Here is an 18,641-nt window from a genome sequence, read left to right as displayed (position 1 = left end):
GCCTAATCATACAAGCTTGCTTCGCCCGGAGGTCGATATTTGAAGCGCTTATGAACCCAATAATACTCAGCAGGGCGTTGACGAATTTCTTCTTCAAAGCATTGATTTAGTCGAGCGGTATCAGCTACTGGATCATCGCTTGGAAAATTAGGCAATGCTTTGTGGATTTTGCAAATGTACTTACTTTTATCCGGATTGAGTGTTGTGATCATTAAACACACTTCTGCACCACATGCTTTAGCTAGACGTGAAATGGCAGTAATCGTATTGGTTTGAATTCCAAAAAAGGGTACAAACGCCGAGTCTTTCGGTCCTAAATCGATATCAGGTGCAATCACGACAAAATTACCCTTCCGAATCTCCCGAATTAAATCAAAGAGCCGATTCTGACGATTAATCGATTTAGCACCAAAGCGGTTGCGCCATTCGATGATTTTTTGATTGAAAAATGGATTTTTCATGTTTTGATAAAGTCCGGCGCCGCGCTGCCAGCCATTCTTTTCCCCAAGGGCAGAAAGTGCCATAAATCCGCATTCAAAACCGACAAAGTGGGGAATCACCAAAATTCTGGGCTTGTTATCGCCCAGAGGAATTTCACTTTCAATATCAACCAAGGAAAAAATTTGTTTTGCACTACCAAGCCAAACACGGCTTCGTTCGATTACGGCGCGCCCTAAGAGTCGCCAATGTTCGTTAGCCAATCTTTGTATTTGATGGGAGGTAAGATTTGGAAAACAGAGTTGTAAATTTCGAAGCACCACATATTTGCGTTGATGGGGAAGTCGTCCAAATAAATATCCGAGGGCATATCCGGTTTGAACCGTCCAGGCGTAGGGCAAGAAAGCAAAAAGCCTCAGAATACTTAGGCCAATGTAATTCAAGAAGGTATGCAGCCAGCTCATCAAATCATTTACTCTTGGGGTGGAAGTTCTGCACCCTCCGGGTGTTTATAGCGGTTGTATGACCAAATGAATTGTTCTGGAGCCTCAAGAATGACCGCCTCGATGGCTTGGTTCATTTGCGTTGCCGCATGATGCGCATCATCAGAAAAGGATGCCAAGCGATGGGCTTTAATCGTCCAGCCCTGGCCGAGTGATTTACGAATTGCTGAGAACAGAATGACCGGGGTTTGGTTACGATTGGCCAGGCGAGCCGGCAGGGGTGTGGTGTAGGCGTATCGATTAAAAAACTTCACCCACACCCCATCGCCACCACTGGGAACTTGATCTGGAAGAATGCCAATTGCCTCGCCCTCCTGAAGGGCTTTAACCATTTTGCGAACTCCCTGGAGGTTTGTAGGCACAAAATGCATGTTCGGATAGGCGCGCTGCTCCTCAATGAGGTTATTTAACCATTCTTGACGAGCCGGTCGATACAAAATGGTTGCCGGGAAATGAGTAGCCAGTATCCGAGGGATGATTTCAAAGCCCCCTAGGTGGGGTGTGAGCATCACTAAGCCCTTGCCCTCTTGAACCGCTTGGTCGACTGGGCTCCAGTCTTGAACGTCAGCCCGTTCAAGGGCCTTTTGGGGGTTATGCCAGATCCAAAGACTGTCGATAAATAGCATTCCCGAGGCTGCTGCTGCTTTCAACGAATGGGTTTTCTTGCCATGCAGTTGCATAGCGTGGTGGTAATTTTCTTGAAATAAGCTCCGAAAATGAGGAAAAAAAGTGAAGGCCACAATCCCGCCGAAGCCACCCAGAATTTGGGCCAAACCCAAAGGGAGACTGGCGACACTTTTTAGAATGAAATGCAACGCCCAATGTGACATGTGCTAATGATATTCAATTCAAAATGGGGTTTAGCGACCAGTCGTTAAATAAGATAGAATCCTATTATTCGCCGAGTTAAAGACAACTTGCGGGGCGAATTAAAAAAATCTGCTAAAGCGTCGCCGTTGTATTCCCCGGCACGTGGCGTTGTCAGTGCTTAAACAAATGGAGAATAGAATGGCTAACGATTATTTCTTTACCTCAGAATCTGTTTCTGAAGGACATCCCGATAAAGTTGCAGACCAAATCTCGGATTCAATCCTAGATGCCATTTTGGCGCAGGACCCGAAGGCACGTGTTGCTGCCGAGACCCTTTGCAACACTGGCTTAGTGGTTCTTGCCGGCGAAATCACAACTAACGCCAATGTTGATTACATTCAAGTCGCACGCAATACTTTGCGCGAGATCGGGTATGACAACACAGAATATGGCATCGATTACAAAGGGTGCGCAGTTTTGGTAGCCTATGACAAACAGAGTCCAGACATTGCTCAGGGCGTTGATAAGGCACACGATGATGGTTTGGATCAAGGCGCTGGTGATCAGGGATTAATGTTTGGTTATGCCTGTGATGAGACTCCTGAGCTAATGCCTTTACCAATTTATTTGTCGCACCGCCTGGTGGAGCGTCAATCTCAATTGCGTCGTGATGGACGCCTAAATTGGTTGCGCCCCGATGCAAAATCCCAAGTGACCTTACGTTATGTAGATGGAAAACCAGACTCGATCGATACCGTGGTGCTATCGACTCAGCATGCTGCTGATATTCCTTTGGAGAAATTGCGTGAAGCAGTGATTGAAGAAATTATCAAACCAGTTTTACCAAAGCATTTAATTAAAGGGGATATTAAATATTTAGTGAATCCAACCGGTCGCTTTGTAATTGGAGGTCCGCAAGGCGATTGTGGTCTTACAGGTCGCAAAATTATTGTGGATACCTATGGCGGTGCCGCTCCTCATGGCGGCGGTGCATTTTCTGGAAAAGATCCATCGAAGGTTGATCGATCCGCTGCCTATGCTGGCCGCTATGTAGCGAAGAACGTGGTTGCTGCTGGTTTGGCAAGCAAATGCCTCATCCAAATTTCGTATGCGATTGGTGTCGCCCGTCCCACATCGGTCATGGTTAGCACCTTTGGTACGGGCAAGATTGCCGACGAGCAGATTGCAAAACTCGTATCGGAGCATTTTGATCTTCGCCCGAAAGGTATTGTGAAAATGCTTGATCTTTTGCGACCCATTTACAAAAAGACCGCTGCATATGGCCATTTTGGCCGTGAGGAGCCTGAGTTCACTTGGGAACGCAAGGATAAAGCGGCTGCTTTGAAGGGTGCGGCAGGCCTCTAGCCCGAAATTGATTACAATTTAGGCAATTCCTTCAAGGAGCGTTGCAAGGGGCGTATTTTCGCCCCCCAGGCTTGGAGGGGAGTTACTTAGTAACTTCATTGCAACTGCGCTCGCTAACCCGAATGCTAGCGGTTAGCGAGTCAATACTGGCTCCACTAGCATTCTTTAGCTGGAGCTATTCATGAATACTGTTGCTGATTTGAAGCTAAATGGCGATTTTGCAATTGCCGATATTGGTTTGGCCGATTTTGGTCGTAAAGAAATCAAAATTGCTGAAACCGAGATGCCCGGTTTGATGGCTATCCGCGAAGAGTTTGCCGCCAAGCAACCCTTACGGGGCGCACGCATTACCGGATCGTTACACATGACAATTCAGACCGCCGTTCTCATTGAGACCCTTGAAGCCTTAGGTGCCGAAGTCCGTTGGGCGTCGTGCAATATATATTCAACACAAGATCATGCCGCCGCCGCAATCGCTGCGAATGGCACCCCCGTATTTGCGATCAAAGGCGAGACTCTTGAGCAGTATTGGGATTTCACCCACAAGATCTTTGAATGGGCAGACGGTGGTTATAGCAATATGATCTTGGATGATGGTGGCGACGCAACCTTATTGCTGCATTTAGGTACTAAGGCTGAAAAAGATCTAGCCGTTCTCAATCATCCAACCAGCGAAGAGGAACGGATTCTTTTTGCGGCAATTAAGAGTAAATTGGCGATTGATCCAACATGGTATTCAACGCGATTAGCCAAAGTTAACGGCGTTACTGAAGAGACAACGACGGGTGTGCATCGTCTCTATCAAATGCATGCAAAGGGCGAGCTGCATTTCCCGGCCATTAACGTCAACGACTCCGTAACCAAGAGTAAATTTGATAACTTATATGGCTGCCGCGAATCTTTAGTGGATGCGATTAAGCGTGCGACCGATGTCATGATTGCCGGTAAGGTAGCCGTTGTGGCTGGTTATGGTGATGTAGGTAAAGGTTCAGCCCAAGCATTACGTGCACTCTCCGCTCAAGTATGGGTGACCGAAGTTGACCCGATCTGTGCATTACAGGCCGCGATGGAAGGGTATCGTGTGGTGACAATGGAGTACGCCGCTGATAAAGCCGATATCTTTGTTACAGCGACAGGTAACTATCACGTCATAACGCATGATCACATGAAGAAAATGAAAGACCAGGCGATTGTTTGCAATATTGGCCATTTTGATAATGAAATTGATATTGCCAGTATTGAAAAATACCAATGGGAAGAAATTAAGCCTCAAGTTGATCATGTCATTTTCCCAGCGGCAAATGGGCTTCCTGAAAAGCGCCTTATTATTTTGGCCAAGGGCCGATTAGTCAATTTAGGTTGCGGCACAGGGCATCCCTCGTATGTCATGAGCTCTTCGTTTGCGAATCAAGTGATTGCGCAGATCGAACTCTGGGGAGCGGCAGGAACCAATAAATACCCTGTAGGGGTCTATACCTTGCCTAAGCACTTAGACGAAAAAGTTGCCCGTTTGCAGCTTAAGAAATTGAATGCGCAGCTCACTGAGCTATCAGATCAGCAGGCCGCCTATATTGGGGTTCAGAAGGAAGGCCCCTTTAAGCCTGAAACCTATCGTTATTAAAAGCTTAAAGGGTCTGCTATGGAGTTAAGCGTCGAGTTCTTCCCTCCCAAAACCCCGGAGGGGGAAGCGCGTTTGCTACAAACGCGGGAGCGAATTTCAGCGGCATTAAAGCCCGCCTTTTACTCAGTAACCTTTGGTGCGGGCGGATCGACTCAATCAGGAACCTTGCAGACGGTTGAGGCTATTCATCGGGCCGGAGAGCTCGTTGCGCCCCATTTATCGTGTGTCGGCAGTTCCAAAGAATTGATTACGCAGCTTCTCTCGCAATACAAGGCATTGGGCATCAAACGGATTGTGGCGTTACGCGGTGATTTGCCATCTGGCATGGGTCAGTACGGTGAGTTACAGCATGCCAACCAACTCGTTGAATTCATTCGCCAACAGACCGGTGATTGGTTTCATATCGAGGTAGCAGCTTATCCAGAGACGCATCCTCAAGCACAATCCCCAAGCAAAGATATTGCATACTTTGCTCAAAAAATTAAGGCCGGTGCCAACTCAGCAATTACCCAATACTTTTTTAATAGCGATGCCTATTTTCGGTTTGTGGACGACGCTTATCAATTGGGTGTTGATGTGCCTGTGGTTGCCGGCATTATGCCAATTACAAGCAGTACCCAATTACTCCGGTTTTCAGATGCATGCGGCGCAGAAATTCCGCGTTGGATTCGTTTGCGTCTTTTGGCTTATGGCGATGACAGCGCTTCAATTAAGGCATTTGGTGAGGACGTAGTCAGTGCACTATGCGAACAACTCATCGTTGCTGGAGTACCTGGTCTGCATTTTTACTCACTTAATCAAGCAGATCCCGTAATTCGTATCGTACAAAATTTACAATTGGACAACGCCGCTAAGCCCTAGACGTATTTTGGTGGATCCCGGAGTTGGTAATCATAAGATCAAGGGCTTGGTCATGGACCTGAGGGGTCCAGCGATGGTGATCCAGCGCTTGCCAGTCAAAAGCGATACCAGCCGTTATAAATCGATGCCCTGTAAGCTTTAAGGAAGCTATAGTTCGATCAAAATATCCCCCGCCATATCCGAGTCGCCAAAACTGGTTTTGATAGTTCAGCCAGCCAAGGCAAGGGATTAGGATACAGTCGGGGTTCATAGGCTCCACCCCTTTAGCTTTTGGGTTGGGTTCGGCAATTCCGTAGGTATTTAAAATTAAGGAGTCTGGGTCTGACCAGGTGTAAAAAATCAATTGCCGATTGGCCTCAACTTTAGGCAACAAGAGGTATCGATTCGATCTAGATTCTCGCCATGCGCACAGAGGTTCCCGCAGATCAAGCTCGTCGCGGTAAGGCCAGCAAAATGCAAGTGACCGGTATCCCTCTCCTTCTTGGAGAAGAAATTGACGAAATTGGGATAAAAAAAGAGCATATGTGGAATCAAATTCGGATGACTGGGCAAATGACGAGCGCTGGTTTAAGAGATCCTGTCGAATTTGCTGAATAGGGGTATGCATGGTACTTATTATCGGGTGAAAATAGCACGATGATCCAAAACTTTACTTTTAAGCCAAAACGCCCGAACGCACCCTTTCTTTTATCGGCGATTCTGGTGCTTTGCTTGGGCGCTTGGAACAGTGGTTTTGCAAAAAAACCAAACGTGAGCAAATCATCTGCGAGCCAGCCCGCTGCCTATGAGCTCACAGAGGCTGATAAATTATTTATTGAGCTGCGGGATGCTGCGCGGCGTAATGATGTACCAAAAACCCAACAGCTCTCCGCACAATTAAACAGCTATCCAGATACGGATTATGTGCGGTATTTTCGGATTAAGCCCCAAATGTTCGATAAGGGGAATGAGGCGCGCGCTGATTCCTCGGTCGATGAGGAAGTTGGTGCATTCTTAAAAACCTATGAGGGAACCGCAATTGGTGATCGGATGCGCAACGATTGGTTGTTGGTTCTTGGTAAACGAAAAGATTGGTCTCAATTTGATCGGGAATATCCAAAATTTGTCTTGGATGATGACACCAATGTGAAGTGTTATGCACTTCAATCGCGACTTATGAAGCAGGAGGATGCAAAGCTTGTTGGACAGGATGCATTAAAAGTGATGATTGATCCACGTCATTTTGGATCAGCCTGTCAGGAGCTCGTACCCGCATTAGTGCAAGCAAATGGCCTAACGAGTGCTCAGGCTAGAGCGCTTGGACGAGCGGCTGCCGAAATGAATTTTGAAACAGCAGGGCGTCGCATTGGCGGTGATGATCCGATCGCTAGTATTGTGCGTAGCGCAAGGGCAGATCCCAGTAAAACATACCGCGACTTTTCACAAACCAACCTACGCTATAACAAAGAAGATCAAGCGATGGCATGGGGTGTGATTGGTCAATTTTTAGCAAAACGCTTAGATCGAAATGCATACGATGCGTATCGACGTCAACAGCAACTTGGTTTTAATCCCTTGCTATCCGCAGAAACACAGGAATGGAAAGTACGCACCGCTTTACGTGCTCATGATTGGCAGTTAGTGCGTGACTCGATTGAATCGATGAATCCGGTGGTTCGTCAACGCGATCCTGCATGGACCTATTGGTACGGAAGATCATTCAAAGAATTGGGAGATTCTGAAAAAGCCAATGCCCAGTTTCATTTACTGGAAGACCAGTTTAATTTTTATGGTCAGTTGGCACGGGAGGAATTAGCTAAACCAATCGTTATCCCACCAAAAGTGAGAGTTAGTGATGCTGAAATTAAGGAGATGGGTAAACGCCCAGGATTTAATCGGGCTGAACGTTTTTATGCCATGAATCTCCGCTTTGAAGGCAATCGTGAATGGAACTGGGAGTTGCGCGGTATGAGCGATCGCCAATTATTAGCCGCCGCTGAATATGCTAAACGAATCCATTTATACGATCGAACGGTTAATACGGCTGATCGCACAAAAGGGGAGCATGATTTTGCTCTTCGTTATCCAACCCCTTTTAAGGATCAACTTAGTCCGATTGCTAAAACCATTGATTTGAATTTAGCCTGGGCTTATGGCCTGATTCGTCAAGAGTCTCGGTTTATTACCAATGCATCATCGTCAGTGGGTGCTTCGGGGTTGATGCAGGTGATGCCCAATACCGCTAAGTATGTTGCTAAGAAAATTGGTATGAGCTCGTATACCAATGAGCGTCTTAAAGAAACGCAAGTTAATTTAACCTTGGGCAGTCATTATTTAAATATGGTTCTAAAAGATCTCGATGATTCTTGGGTCCTGGCATCCGCCGCATACAACGCTGGACCTTCTCGTCCCAAATCATGGCGAGAAAAGTTAAATCAAACCACTGAGGGGGCAATTTTTGTGGAATCCATCCCCTTTAATGAGACTCGGACGTACGTTAAGAATGTGCTTGCAAATGCGAGCTACTATTCGATTTTGATGGATGGTCAAACGACCCCCATGAAACAGAGGCTTGGAGTGATTGCACCTAAAACTGCTGTATTGAGTGAGTTACCATGAAACATGACATTTTATTAATTGGTGGCAGCGGCTTTGTTGGTAAAGCCATTAGCCAGAAACTTCAAAGTAAAGGCTACTCCGTCTTGATCCCATCGCGTCGATATAGCGCAATGCGAGACCTTCGATTATTGCCTAGTGTGACATTGGTTGAGGCGGATGTAAATCAGCCAGAAGTGATTGAGCGCCTGTGTGAAGATGTGAAACCACAAGGGGCAGTCATTAATTTAGTCGGTATTTTGCAAGATCACGAAGCAAAACCATATGGTCCGGGTTTTAAGAGAGCCCATGTGGACTTGCCCCAAGCAATCATTGCGGCCATGAAAGGCAAGCAACTCAAGCGCTATTTGCATATGAGCGCGCTGGGCGCGGATTCAAATGGCCCCTCAATGTACCAACGTAGTAAAGGTGACGGTGAAAATCGTGTTCGAGCTAGCGATTTAGATTGGACCATTTTTAGGCCATCGGTCATTTTTGGAGAGCAAGATCAATTCATTAATACCTTTGCTAGCTTAGCGAGAATATTCCCAATCATTCCATTGGCATATTCAAGTGCTCAATTCCAGCCGGTGAGCGTCAACGATGTTGCCAGTGCATTTGTAATGGCACTAACGCATCCGCATACCATTCATCAGTCCTATGATTTGGTTGGTCCTCAGGTCTTTACGATGAAACAGTTGGTTGAATTTGCGGCTCGTAAAGCAGGTAAAGACCGTCTAGTTATTTCATTGCCGAATTGGGTTGGATACTTGCAAGCGCTGGCATTTGAGCTTAGTCCAGGCCCAACACTAATGTCACGTGACAATATTGCCTCCATGAGTATCCCTAATGTATTGGCTGTGGGTGGAAAAGATGCTTTGGTCGAAGATTTTAAGATCACCAAACAGCGCATTGAGAGTTTGCTGACTTGAAGGTTTATCAAGTTGGCGGTGCGGTGCGGGACCGTTTGCTTGGAAAAGCGGTTCATGATATTGATTATGTGGTGGTTGGCAGTACAGCCGATCAAATGATAGAAAAGGGATTTCGGCCAGTAGGAAGTCATTTCCCAGTGTTTTTGCATCCCGTCACGAATCATGAATATGCCCTAGCTAGGACGGAGCGCAAAACAGCGCCAGGTCACCAAGGCTTTATATTCCATGCAGATCCTGCTGTGACCTTAGAAGAGGATCTGCAGCGCCGTGATTTGACAATGAATGCCATGGCCCAAGAAGTAAATGAGATTGGTGAGCCAGTTGGTGAGATCGTCGATCCCTACGGTGGTCAGGCTGATCTAAAGGCCGGCGTATTGCGACACGTCTCGAAGGCCTTTTTGGAGGACCCTTTAAGGGTATTGCGCGTCGCTCGCTTTGCAGCACGTTTTGCAGATTTTCATATCGCCCCCGAGACACTTCTTCACATGAGGCGAATGGTTGAGGCGCTAGAGCTAGAAACCTTATCCAGGGAGCGTATCTGGCAAGAGTTATCGCGCGCCATGGAAGAAACAGAGCCGCTCCGCTTTATCGAAACACTCAATCACTGCAATGCCCTATCCGATGTTTTGCCAGCCAGCTTTGAGAAACAGTGGCATCAAGAGGCAGCTCAAGAGCGTATTCGGCAAGCAATGCAATTAATCGACCGAGTAAGCCCACGACTAAATCAACGTATGGCATGTTTATTAAGATTCATTTCATCAACAGAGATCCAGGAATGGGCCAAGGGCTCAAAGTGGCCTAATGAGATTACCGATTATTGCCAGATTGTTGCTGATTTTGAGGTCGTGCATGCCAAATTAATCGCCAAGGATATGCTGGCATTTTTTAATCGAGCGGATTTGTGGCGTAAGCCAAACCGCATTAGCGAATTACTGGCTCTTTATGAGGCGCTAGGAATTGATACTGCTATTTGGGTAACGCTTGTCAATCAATTGATGGGTATTGATGCCGGACAAATTGCTGCGTCTGTGAGCCAACGTTCTAATGCGAATGACTTAGGTAAAGCAATTCATGCGGAGCTTGAGAAGGCGCGCCTCTTACTGATTCAAGAGACCTTATCTCAATAAACGCGATTACGACCTCTAAAGCCAGGGAGTGCATGGAGGTCTAAATCAAGACTGCCCAAGTTTTTCCCAAAAGCCAATACTTTGAATAGTTCGCCCATTTCTGCCTCTGAGATTAGTTTCTGAATCCCGTTGGATATTGCGATCATTTGCTGAGGATCATTCGGGTCAGATTGCTGCAATACCAGATCGGTAATGCCAGCATCTAATAAATAAGTTGCTTGGCTAGAAAAAAATGACTGACTATTTTCTGCATCTTCAATTAAATGCAAAAGGCTTGAAAAATTAATATGGCAGGTGATATCCGATATTCCTGGAAGAGTAAGAACATTAGTTAGTGCTTGATGACGGTAATGCACCATCAGCGTTCCAGTATTTCGTTGGGGGTGATAATACTCATGATGATGAAAGCCATAGTCAATCATCAATAAGAGACCTTGTTCAAATCGATTGATCAGCTGTTTAAACCATGCCTCCGCCTGAGGATGGATTTCGGTTATATATCCATCAGCAACGTTGTCAATTGATGGCTGGCTCTCTAGTTGTGCTCCAGGTGCCGATGTAAGGGGTTGATCCGGCTTAGATCCGAGTCCAACTCCAGCGTAGTACCAAGCATGATCTTGGTAGACAATGCGTTCACATGGAATCGCGTCGAGCACTTCATTGGCCAGAATGACACCATGAAAGCTTGGTAAAAACTCTGAATGCCACTGGCAACGAGTTTGAATCCCGTGACTTTCACATGCATCAAATAATAATTCGTGTTGACGCTTAATTAAGTTGGGTGACACGTCAATGATGTGATATTCATCTAAGGTAAAGCCACGTCGATGCAGGTCTAATAGGATCGTTTTGGCAAGTTGCCCAGTACCGGCACCGATTTCGATCACCCGGGTCGGGTGCCCATGGATTCTTAATTTATCGAGGACTGGCAGAATTGTATTGACGATGGTTTGACCAAAAAATGGACTAATTTCTGGAGCTGTTACGAAATCACCAAAGCGCCCAAATTTCTCAAGGGCGCTTGTGTAATAACCAAGATTTGGCTGATACAAAGCAATTTCCATGTAGCGTGAAAAAGGAATCCAGCCACCTTTTTCCTCAATTTCTTGGGAAATTTTGGTCAGTACAGCTTTTAAATGCTCCGCTTCGGCATTGGTCAGGTTAATATCCATAGCTCGCTAGTCTAAGTGAGTTTTTCTACAGCATATGAAAACAATGGTAGATCGGACAGTTTTGGTCACCGGCGCAGCCAAGCGTCTTGGTCGGGAAATCGCCTTGCATTTTGCCAACCAGGGCTGGAATGTCATTATTCATTATGGCCAATCCGCCCAAGAGGCTGAATCTGTACTTGATGAGATTCGGGCATCGGGAGTTAAGGCGATTGCCGTACAGGCAAATTTAGCCTATCAAAAAGAAGCAGAGTCGCTGATCTTAAAAAGTATTGATCATTTCTCAAGAATTGATTGTTTAATCAATAGCGCTGCGATTTTTGAATACGATCGTCCTAGCCAAACTGATCATCCCGTAAGCGCCGATCTCATTGAGCGGCATACACAAATTAATCTAGCGGCACCAATTATTTTGGCTCAAGCAATGTTTCGTCACCTCAAGACTCAGCCAATTAACAAAGATTTTGTTCCTGCAACGATTCAGCTATTAGATCAAAAACTAATTAATTTAAATCCCGATTATTTTTCTTATACGCTCTCTAAGAGTGCATTGCTAACTGCTACTGAAATGATAGCTCGTGATTTTGCGCCGTATATGCGCTCGGTTGGTTTAGCCCCAGGAATTACCTTACCATCGGGCGATCAAAGTCAGTCCGAGTTTGAGAAAGCCCACCAAGTAACTCCGATGGGATTTTCTTCAAGCGCCCATGACATAGCTAGCGCCGCATTTTTCTTGGCCAACGCCAAGTCCATTACTGGCACTACACTGTATGTTGATGGCGGGCAACATTTATTGGCATCCGACCGTGATGTGATGTTCAAAATTAAATAATAGGTTCTATGCACTCATTACTTTCCCATCCAAGCCTGATAAATTGTCGACGTCTTTTTTTAAAAGATTACGAGGTTTATATCAATATTGGTGTTCATGATTTTGAAAAGCGCGCTGAACAGAGGGTGATATTCAATGTCGAGATTTATGTTCCTTTGGAACTAAATACTCCGAAGCAGGATCGCTTAGAGGAGGTGCTTGATTATGATTTCATTCGTAAAACAATTGTTGAGCGCGTCAAACGTGGGCACATCCATTTACAAGAGACACTCTGCGATGAAATTGTTGCGGCAATTCTTGAGCATCCAAATGTGATGGCAGTTCGAGTTAGTACTGCAAAGCCCGATGTCTATCCGGATTGTGAGGCAGTTGGCGTCGAAGTCTTTAAGATGAAGCAACCATAAGGCTAATGGGAGCCGCAGATGGTAGACCCTCGCAAGCAAGCATTTGAAGAGAATAAGCTAGATAAAAAACTATGTCGTCTGGTTGGTCAGGCCATCGGTGATTTTGGCATGATTGCCGATGGGGATAAAGTGATGGTGTGTTTATCTGGCGGTAAAGACAGCTACACCCTACTAGATATTTTGCTGAAGTTACGTGAGCGAGCTCCCATTTCATTTGATTTGGTTGCTGTCAACTTAGATCAAAAACAGCCCAACTTTCCAAGCGATACCCTACCTAATTACTTGCGTCAACTCAATATCCCATTTCATATTGAAGAGCAGGATACCTATAGCATTGTGAAGCGCGTGATTCCTGAGGGGAAAACAACTTGTGGTTTATGTTCCCGTTTACGCCGTGGGATTTTGTATCGAGTAGCGGATGAGCTTGGCGCAACGAAGATTGCTTTAGGTCACCATCGCGAGGACATCTTAGAAACATTATTACTAAACATGTTTTATGGCGGCAAGCTCAAGGCAATGCCTCCGAAGTTGCGTTCAGATGATGGCCGCCATTTAGTGATTCGGCCATTAGCCTATGTTCCAGAAAAGTTGATTGAACGCTATGCACAATCGATGGAATTTCCAATTATTCCGTGTGACTTATGTGGAAGTCAGCCCAACTTACAACGATCTGCGATGAAAAAATTGTTACGTGATTGGGAGAGGGATTTTCCTGGACGAATTGAAAATCTATTTCGTTCCTTACACCACATTGTTCCTTCCCATTTATTAGATCAGGATGCCTTTGATTTTCAGAATCTAACCATTCATTCTGATTTAGCTCATTTAAGTAAATCGTACGAGGGCGACCGCGCTATCGACGAAGGTATTGATGCCTGTGAATCAATTGAACCTTCGTGGTCTTCGCTGACATGGATTAACAAAGATTAATTAGTTCCTATTCAAATAAATCTAGATGGTTCTAAGCTCTATAATTAGTCATATGAATATCGTCATCTTGGCTGCTGGGCAAGGCAAGCGCATGAAATCGGCCTTACCAAAGGTCTTGCAGCCCTTAGCGGGAAAGCCGTTACTTCAGCATGTGCTTGAAACAGCATTAGCACTTGCGCCCAAGGCCGAGCCGATTGTTGTCATTGGACATGGGGCGGAGCAGGTTCAATCATTTTTAGTTCATTTGGCCAGCTTAGAAGTGCGCTTTAGAAATGTAAAAACGGTCTTACAAAAAGAGCAAAAAGGTACAGGTCACGCGCTCTTACAGGCTTTACCAAAGCTAAATCGTTTATTACCCACACTTGTTTTGTATGGCGATGTACCGCTGTGTTCTAAAGAAACTTTGAAAAAGCTTGTACGCTTGAGTGATGGGGCCGTTGGCTTACTGACCCATCGTATGCAAAATCCGCATGGGTATGGACGAATCGTTCGCGATATCGATGGCAATATTGATGCAATTGTTGAGGAAAAAGATGCCAATCTGGCCATTCGCTCGATTCAAGAAATTAATACCGGCATCATGGTTTTGCCTACCGAAGAGTTAGGCAAATGGCTAAAAGGCATCAAAACTAAAAATGCCCAAGGCGAATACTATTTAACGGATGTGATAGCAATGGCTGTTAAAGCGGGGGTTCCCGTACGCTCTGCTCAAGCGGCTCATGATTATGAAATTCTAGGGGTTAACAGTCGTTCGCAATTGGCGCAGTTAGAGCGTGTTCTACAGCATCAGATTGCGCATGCGCTTTTAGAGAATGGCGTCACACTTTTTGATCCTCATCGAATTGATGTACGTGGTGAGCTCAATTGTGGAAAAGATGTTTGGATTGACGTTGGATGCATTTTTGAAGGAGTCGTGACTTTGGCCGATAAGGTTCGCATCGGACCCTATTGTGTCATTAAAGATACACAGATTGGAGAGGGTGCAGCGATCGAAGCATTTAGCCATATAGATGGGGCTAAGATCGGCCCAGCCAATCGCATTGGTCCTTATGCGCGGATCCGACCGGGTGCTGAATTAGGAAGCGAAGTTCACATTGGAAATTTTGTGGAAGTAAAGAATAGCCGAATTGCTGCACAGACCAAAGCCAATCATCTCGCGTATGTGGGAGATTCAATTGTCGGATCACGAGTCAATATCGGCGCGGGAACAATTACTTGTAATTATGATGGCGTTAATAAGCATCAAACCATAATTGAAGATGATGTGTTTATAGGATCGGATACGCAGTTAGTTGCTCCCGTAAAAGTAGGTAAAGGTGCAACGCTAGGGGCAGGAACGACGCTGACCAAAGATGCGCCATCAGGCAAATTAACCGTATCGAGAGCAAAACAAATTTCCATTGATTGGCAGCGACCCACAAAAGCAAAAAGCGGATCGCCAAAGACAAAAAAGACCTCTCGAAAGTAAATCCCTTTTATGTGTGGAATCGTTGGAGCAGTTGCCAAAACGAATATCGTCGATACCTTAATTGAAGGATTACGACGCTTGGAGTATCGGGGTTATGACTCCTGTGGCTTTGCTGTCATTGATAGTCAGCAAGGATCTCATCCCATTAGGCGCGCTCGAACCACTGATCGTGTAGCTGATTTAGCGAAGCAGGCGCAAGACTTTTGCGGACAGGTCGGGATTGCACATACGCGTTGGGCGACGCATGGCAGGCCAGATACGCATAATGCTCACCCACACATTTCCAATGGCCAAATTGCTGTTGTTCATAACGGCATTATTGAAAACTATGAGGCATTACGTAATCAGTTAAAAATTTCCGGATATGTGTTTGAGTCGGAGACCGATACCGAGGTCATTGCCCATTTAGTTCATCAGGAGTTCATTAAGCTCGATAAGCCAGATCTAAAAATTGCTGTGACACAAGCCACCAAGCAACTAAAAGGTGCTTATGCGATTGCTGTCATTGCTCAAGCAGAGCCCCATCTCATGGTGGGAGCACGAGCGGGTTCGCCACTTATTATTGCAATCGGCGATGATGGTCATTACTTATCCTCAGATGCACTTGCTTTAGCTGGTAAAGCCAAAACAATGGTTTATCTTGAGGAAGGCGATCTTGTCACATTAACTGTCAATGGCTTTACGGTTTGGGACCCGGTCGGTCAGGCCATTGAGCGAGAAGTTAAGCCGATGCCTGTTCAGGCCCAAGCAGTGGAGTTAGGGCCCTATCAACATTTCATGCAAAAAGAGATATTCGAGCAAGCGCGTGCGGTCTCAGACACGATTGCAAACATTGACGAACTTAGTCCCGCATTATTTGCTGCAGATTCTGTGGAGTGGCAGGAGTTTGATCAGGTATTGATCCTTGCTTGCGGAACAAGTTACTACTCTGCATGTGTAGCCAAGTATTGGTTTGAAGACATTGCAAAGATTCCAACCCAGGTTGAAATTGCTAGCGAATATCGGTATCGACAATCGATTCCAAACCCTCGATCTTTAATTGTTGTTGTCTCTCAATCGGGAGAAACGGCTGATACTCTGGCAGCCTTGCGCCATGCTAAACAGCTCGGTCACCCCTTAAGCTTATCGATTTGCAATGTGGCTTCGAGTGCCATGGTACGAGAAACTAAATGGCACTTTTTGACACACGCCGGCACTGAAGTTGGAGTAGCGTCTACCAAAGCGTTTACCACTCAATTGGTTGCTTTGTACTTATTGGCTAATACGATTGCAAAACGCTCAAAACACTTATCACTACCTGCTGAGAAAAAAGTTCTTGAAGATTTGCGCCATTTGCCGCAAGCAATCCATGCCGTATTGGCATTAGAGCCACAAATTATTGCTTGGAGTCGATCCTTTGCGAACTGTCAAAACGCACTTTTCTTGGGGCGCGGCTTACATTTTCCGATCGCTCTCGAGGGGGCCTTGAAGTTAAAAGAGATCTCTTATATTCATGCAGAAGCCTATCCAGCAGGCGAGTTAAAGCATGGACCGCTTGCCTTGGTAACCGAGGCCATGCCGGTTGTTACCGTAGCTCCCAATGATGTGCTGCTTGAAAAGTTGAAATCAAATATGCAAGAGGTCAAGGCACGCGGCGGGCGTCTTTATGTCTTTGCTGATCAGGGTACAGAAATTAAAAATGAAGACGGTATTCAGGTGATCAGGCTACCAGAGCATTACGGAAATCTGTCACCTCTTTTACACGTGATTCCACTACAACTCTTGGCTTATCACACCGCAGTAGCCCTTGGTACGGATGTTGATAAACCACGTAATTTAGCTAAAAGTGTTACGGTCGAGTAATTCATCCAAAAGTAGCCTCATTGTGGTCAAATAATGGATGTGAAGAGCCATTTTGATTCTCAATCTTCCCTCCATCATTCCATTTCACTAAATCCACTCAAGTACGGCTTTAGTCTTTTGGTTTGCCTTGGTTTAACGGCCTGCGCTGTAGGGCCAGATTTTAAAAAACCTGATGCACCAAAAGTTGGTGTCTATACCGAAAAGCCAGTTTCTTCAGAATTGGCAACAGCCCCGAGTATCGGGGGAACCAAACAGATATTCGATCCCGCTGCTGACATTCCTGCAGAATGGTGGTCCTTGTATCGCTCCCCCGAATTAGATGCACTCATTAAGCAGGCTCTAAAACGGAACCCAACTTTAGCCTCGGCTGATGCGACCTTGCGCGCAGCTCAAGAAAATGCAAATGCTGCGTTTGGATCCCTTTTATTTCCAAGTATTGGCTTGGGAGCCTCAGCAACGCGACAACAAATTACGCCTTCGAGCTTTGGATTAAGTTCAGGAAACCCAAATATCTTCAATCTTTACAACACATCGGTTTCCGTGAATTACAACTTGGATGTGTTTGGTGGTGCTCGACGTGCAGTTCAGAGTGCTCAGGCCCAAGCAGAAATTTCTGGATTTCAACTTGAGAGCGCCTACCTAAGCTTGACAGCAAATATTGTTACAACCGCAATTCGAGAGGCAGCGCTTCGTGCTCAATACCAATCCAATTTGGAGATCTATGAGGCCCAGAAAAATCTTGCCGATATTATTCGCAAGCAATTGGAAATTGGTACGGTATCTCGAGTTGATTTAACGTCTCAGGTTTCGCTTGCGGCTAGCTCTCAAATTGATTTATTAAATATTGATAAAAATCTTTCATTTATTCGTAATCAACTAGCAGTCTATGTGGGGGATTTTCCTGGTAATGCACAGCTAGCAAAGTTTGATTTAGCCAAACTCAATTTACCAGAACGCATTCCGCTTTCGATTCCATCAGAGCTCGTTCGTCAGCGCCCAGATATTCGTGCAGCGGAGGCGTACATCAAGTCGACCAATGCACTTGTGGGTGTGGCAACCGCTAATCTTTTGCCGCAAATTACTTTGAGTGGTGCGATGGGATCGCAAGCCTTAACGACTGGGGCCTTATTTGGACCTAATGCTGCCATTTGGTCTGTGGCTGGCGGAGTATTTCAACCTTTATTCCAAGGTGGAGCGTTGCTTGCACAGCGACGCAGCGCGCTTGCCACTTATGAAGCCGCAGTGTATCAATATCAAGCCACTGTCCTCAATGCATTTCAAGAAGTAGCAAATGCCTTACAAGCGCTTGAAAGTGATGCCTTGGCTCTTAGAGCCGCCTCAGAAGCCGAAAGTAATGCCTTGGAGTACCTCAATTTATTAGAGGAACAATATAAGCTGGGTACTGGAAGTTACCTAGCTGTATTAATTGCTCAGCGTCAATATCAGCAAACTAAATTTCGTTTGATTGATGTTCAAGCAAGTCGTTTTGCTAATACCGCCGCATTATTTGCTGCGCTTGGTGGCGGATGGTGGAATCGCAGCGGTCCAGCTTTTCAGGCGCAGGCCGGTGAGCAAGTGGGCGCACCTAAACAAAGTAATTAAGAGATCGGCTCATGAATCAATTTCATCAATTCGTTGCTTGGATAAAAAACACGCTTTTTACAGAAAAAACGCTCAAGCTAATTTGGGCTAAATTTGCATGGATTGGGGCACGTTTACGACCACGTGAGCGTTTTAAAAAGACCAAAGCATATGCTGCTCTCAT

General features: G+C 45.7%; 16 protein-coding genes and 1 riboswitch. Of the genes, 12 read left to right on the top strand and 4 right to left on the bottom strand.

Annotated features, from left to right (window positions below; all coding sequences use genetic code 11):
- Positions 1–2: 2 nt before the first annotated feature.
- Entirely contained in the window at positions 3–902 is a 900-nt protein-coding gene (locus tag ICV32_RS09755) for a lipid A biosynthesis acyltransferase (protein ID WP_215370602.1), read from the bottom strand.
- Between the two features lie 8 nt (positions 903–910).
- A complete protein-coding gene (locus tag ICV32_RS09750; protein ID WP_215370599.1) occupies positions 911–1,771 on the bottom strand; it encodes a lysophospholipid acyltransferase family protein in 861 nt (286 codons plus the stop codon).
- Positions 1,772–1,949: 178 nt separating this feature from the next.
- On the opposite strand from ICV32_RS09750, the gene metK reads away from it, so the two are divergent.
- The 3 genes from metK to metF all read left to right on the top strand — a co-directional run bounded on the left by metK (position 1,950) and on the right by metF (position 5,598).
- Positions 1,950–3,116: a methionine adenosyltransferase gene (metK, locus tag ICV32_RS09745; RefSeq protein ID WP_215370596.1), complete on the top strand. Its 1,167-nt coding sequence runs from the start codon at positions 1,950–1,952 to the stop codon at positions 3,114–3,116.
- A gap of 27 nt (positions 3,117–3,143) precedes the next feature.
- Positions 3,144–3,235: riboswitch (S-adenosyl-L-homocysteine riboswitch) on the top strand.
- A 62-nt stretch (positions 3,236–3,297) separates the two neighbouring features.
- On the top strand, positions 3,298–4,737 hold the full coding sequence (gene ahcY, locus ICV32_RS09740; RefSeq protein WP_215370593.1) for an adenosylhomocysteinase: 1,440 nt from the start codon (positions 3,298–3,300) through the stop codon (positions 4,735–4,737).
- Between the two features lie 18 nt (positions 4,738–4,755).
- Positions 4,756–5,598, top strand: a complete 843-nt coding sequence (gene metF, locus ICV32_RS09735) for a methylenetetrahydrofolate reductase [NAD(P)H] (RefSeq protein ID WP_215370591.1) — start codon at positions 4,756–4,758, stop codon at positions 5,596–5,598.
- Here metF and ICV32_RS10090 read toward each other — a convergent pair.
- Positions 5,588–6,205 (bottom strand): 5-formyltetrahydrofolate cyclo-ligase, encoded by a 618-nt coding sequence (locus ICV32_RS10090; protein ID WP_215370588.1) that lies wholly within the window; start codon positions 6,203–6,205, stop codon positions 5,588–5,590. The two genes, metF and ICV32_RS10090, sit on opposite strands and share 11 nt — an antisense overlap.
- Positions 6,206–6,234: 29 nt before the next feature.
- Here ICV32_RS10090 and ICV32_RS09725 point away from each other — a divergent pair, with 29 nt between their 5' ends.
- From ICV32_RS09725 to ICV32_RS10085, 3 genes are read left to right on the top strand one after another with little or no spacing between them, the layout of a single operon-like run.
- Complete coding sequence (locus tag ICV32_RS09725; protein ID WP_215370585.1) at positions 6,235–8,196, top strand: lytic transglycosylase domain-containing protein; 1,962 nt, start codon at positions 6,235–6,237, stop codon at positions 8,194–8,196.
- Positions 8,193–9,104 carry a complex I NDUFA9 subunit family protein gene (locus tag ICV32_RS09720; protein ID WP_215370582.1) on the top strand — a complete coding sequence of 304 codons (912 nt, stop codon included), beginning with the start codon at positions 8,193–8,195 and terminating at the stop codon, positions 9,102–9,104. The genes ICV32_RS09725 and ICV32_RS09720 overlap by 4 nt, the downstream gene beginning before the upstream one ends.
- Complete coding sequence (locus tag ICV32_RS10085; RefSeq protein WP_215370579.1) at positions 9,101–10,231, top strand: polynucleotide adenylyltransferase; 1,131 nt, start codon at positions 9,101–9,103, stop codon at positions 10,229–10,231. The genes ICV32_RS09720 and ICV32_RS10085 overlap by 4 nt, the downstream gene beginning before the upstream one ends.
- Here the strand turns inward: ICV32_RS10085 and ICV32_RS09710 are convergent.
- Positions 10,225–11,403, bottom strand: a complete 1,179-nt coding sequence (locus ICV32_RS09710; protein ID WP_215370576.1) for a class I SAM-dependent methyltransferase — start codon at positions 11,401–11,403, stop codon at positions 10,225–10,227. The two genes, ICV32_RS10085 and ICV32_RS09710, sit on opposite strands and share 7 nt — an antisense overlap.
- Positions 11,404–11,437: 34 nt before the next feature.
- Here ICV32_RS09710 and ICV32_RS09705 point away from each other — a divergent pair, with 34 nt between their 5' ends.
- The 6 genes from ICV32_RS09705 to ICV32_RS09680 are packed head-to-tail and all read left to right on the top strand — an operon-like array spanning position 11,438 to position 18,478.
- The gene (locus tag ICV32_RS09705) at positions 11,438–12,232 is read left to right on the top strand and encodes an SDR family oxidoreductase (protein ID WP_215370574.1); all 795 of its coding nucleotides are present in this window, start codon (positions 11,438–11,440) and stop codon (positions 12,230–12,232) included.
- 8 nt (positions 12,233–12,240) lie between these two features.
- Positions 12,241–12,636: a dihydroneopterin aldolase gene (locus tag ICV32_RS09700; protein ID WP_215370571.1), complete on the top strand. Its 396-nt coding sequence runs from the start codon at positions 12,241–12,243 to the stop codon at positions 12,634–12,636.
- An 18-nt stretch (positions 12,637–12,654) separates the two neighbouring features.
- Positions 12,655–13,566 carry a tRNA 2-thiocytidine(32) synthetase TtcA gene (ttcA, locus tag ICV32_RS09695; RefSeq protein WP_215370568.1) on the top strand — a complete coding sequence of 304 codons (912 nt, stop codon included), beginning with the start codon at positions 12,655–12,657 and terminating at the stop codon, positions 13,564–13,566.
- Positions 13,567–13,618: 52 nt separating this feature from the next.
- Positions 13,619–15,034 carry a bifunctional UDP-N-acetylglucosamine diphosphorylase/glucosamine-1-phosphate N-acetyltransferase GlmU gene (gene glmU / locus ICV32_RS09690; RefSeq protein WP_215370565.1) on the top strand — a complete coding sequence of 472 codons (1,416 nt, stop codon included), beginning with the start codon at positions 13,619–13,621 and terminating at the stop codon, positions 15,032–15,034.
- 9 nt (positions 15,035–15,043) lie between these two features.
- Entirely contained in the window at positions 15,044–16,876 is a 1,833-nt protein-coding gene (gene glmS, locus ICV32_RS09685; RefSeq protein WP_215370563.1) for a glutamine--fructose-6-phosphate transaminase (isomerizing), read from the top strand.
- A gap of 39 nt (positions 16,877–16,915) precedes the next feature.
- Positions 16,916–18,478 carry an efflux transporter outer membrane subunit gene (locus ICV32_RS09680; RefSeq protein ID WP_251371860.1) on the top strand — a complete coding sequence of 521 codons (1,563 nt, stop codon included), beginning with the start codon at positions 16,916–16,918 and terminating at the stop codon, positions 18,476–18,478.
- The last annotated feature ends 163 nt before the right edge of the window (positions 18,479–18,641 follow it).

The organism is Polynucleobacter sp. MWH-UH24A (assembly GCF_018687475.1).
In the GTDB taxonomy this organism is placed as follows: Bacteria; Pseudomonadota; Gammaproteobacteria; order Burkholderiales; family Burkholderiaceae; genus Polynucleobacter.
This window is presented reverse-complemented; position numbering and strand designations above follow the sequence as displayed.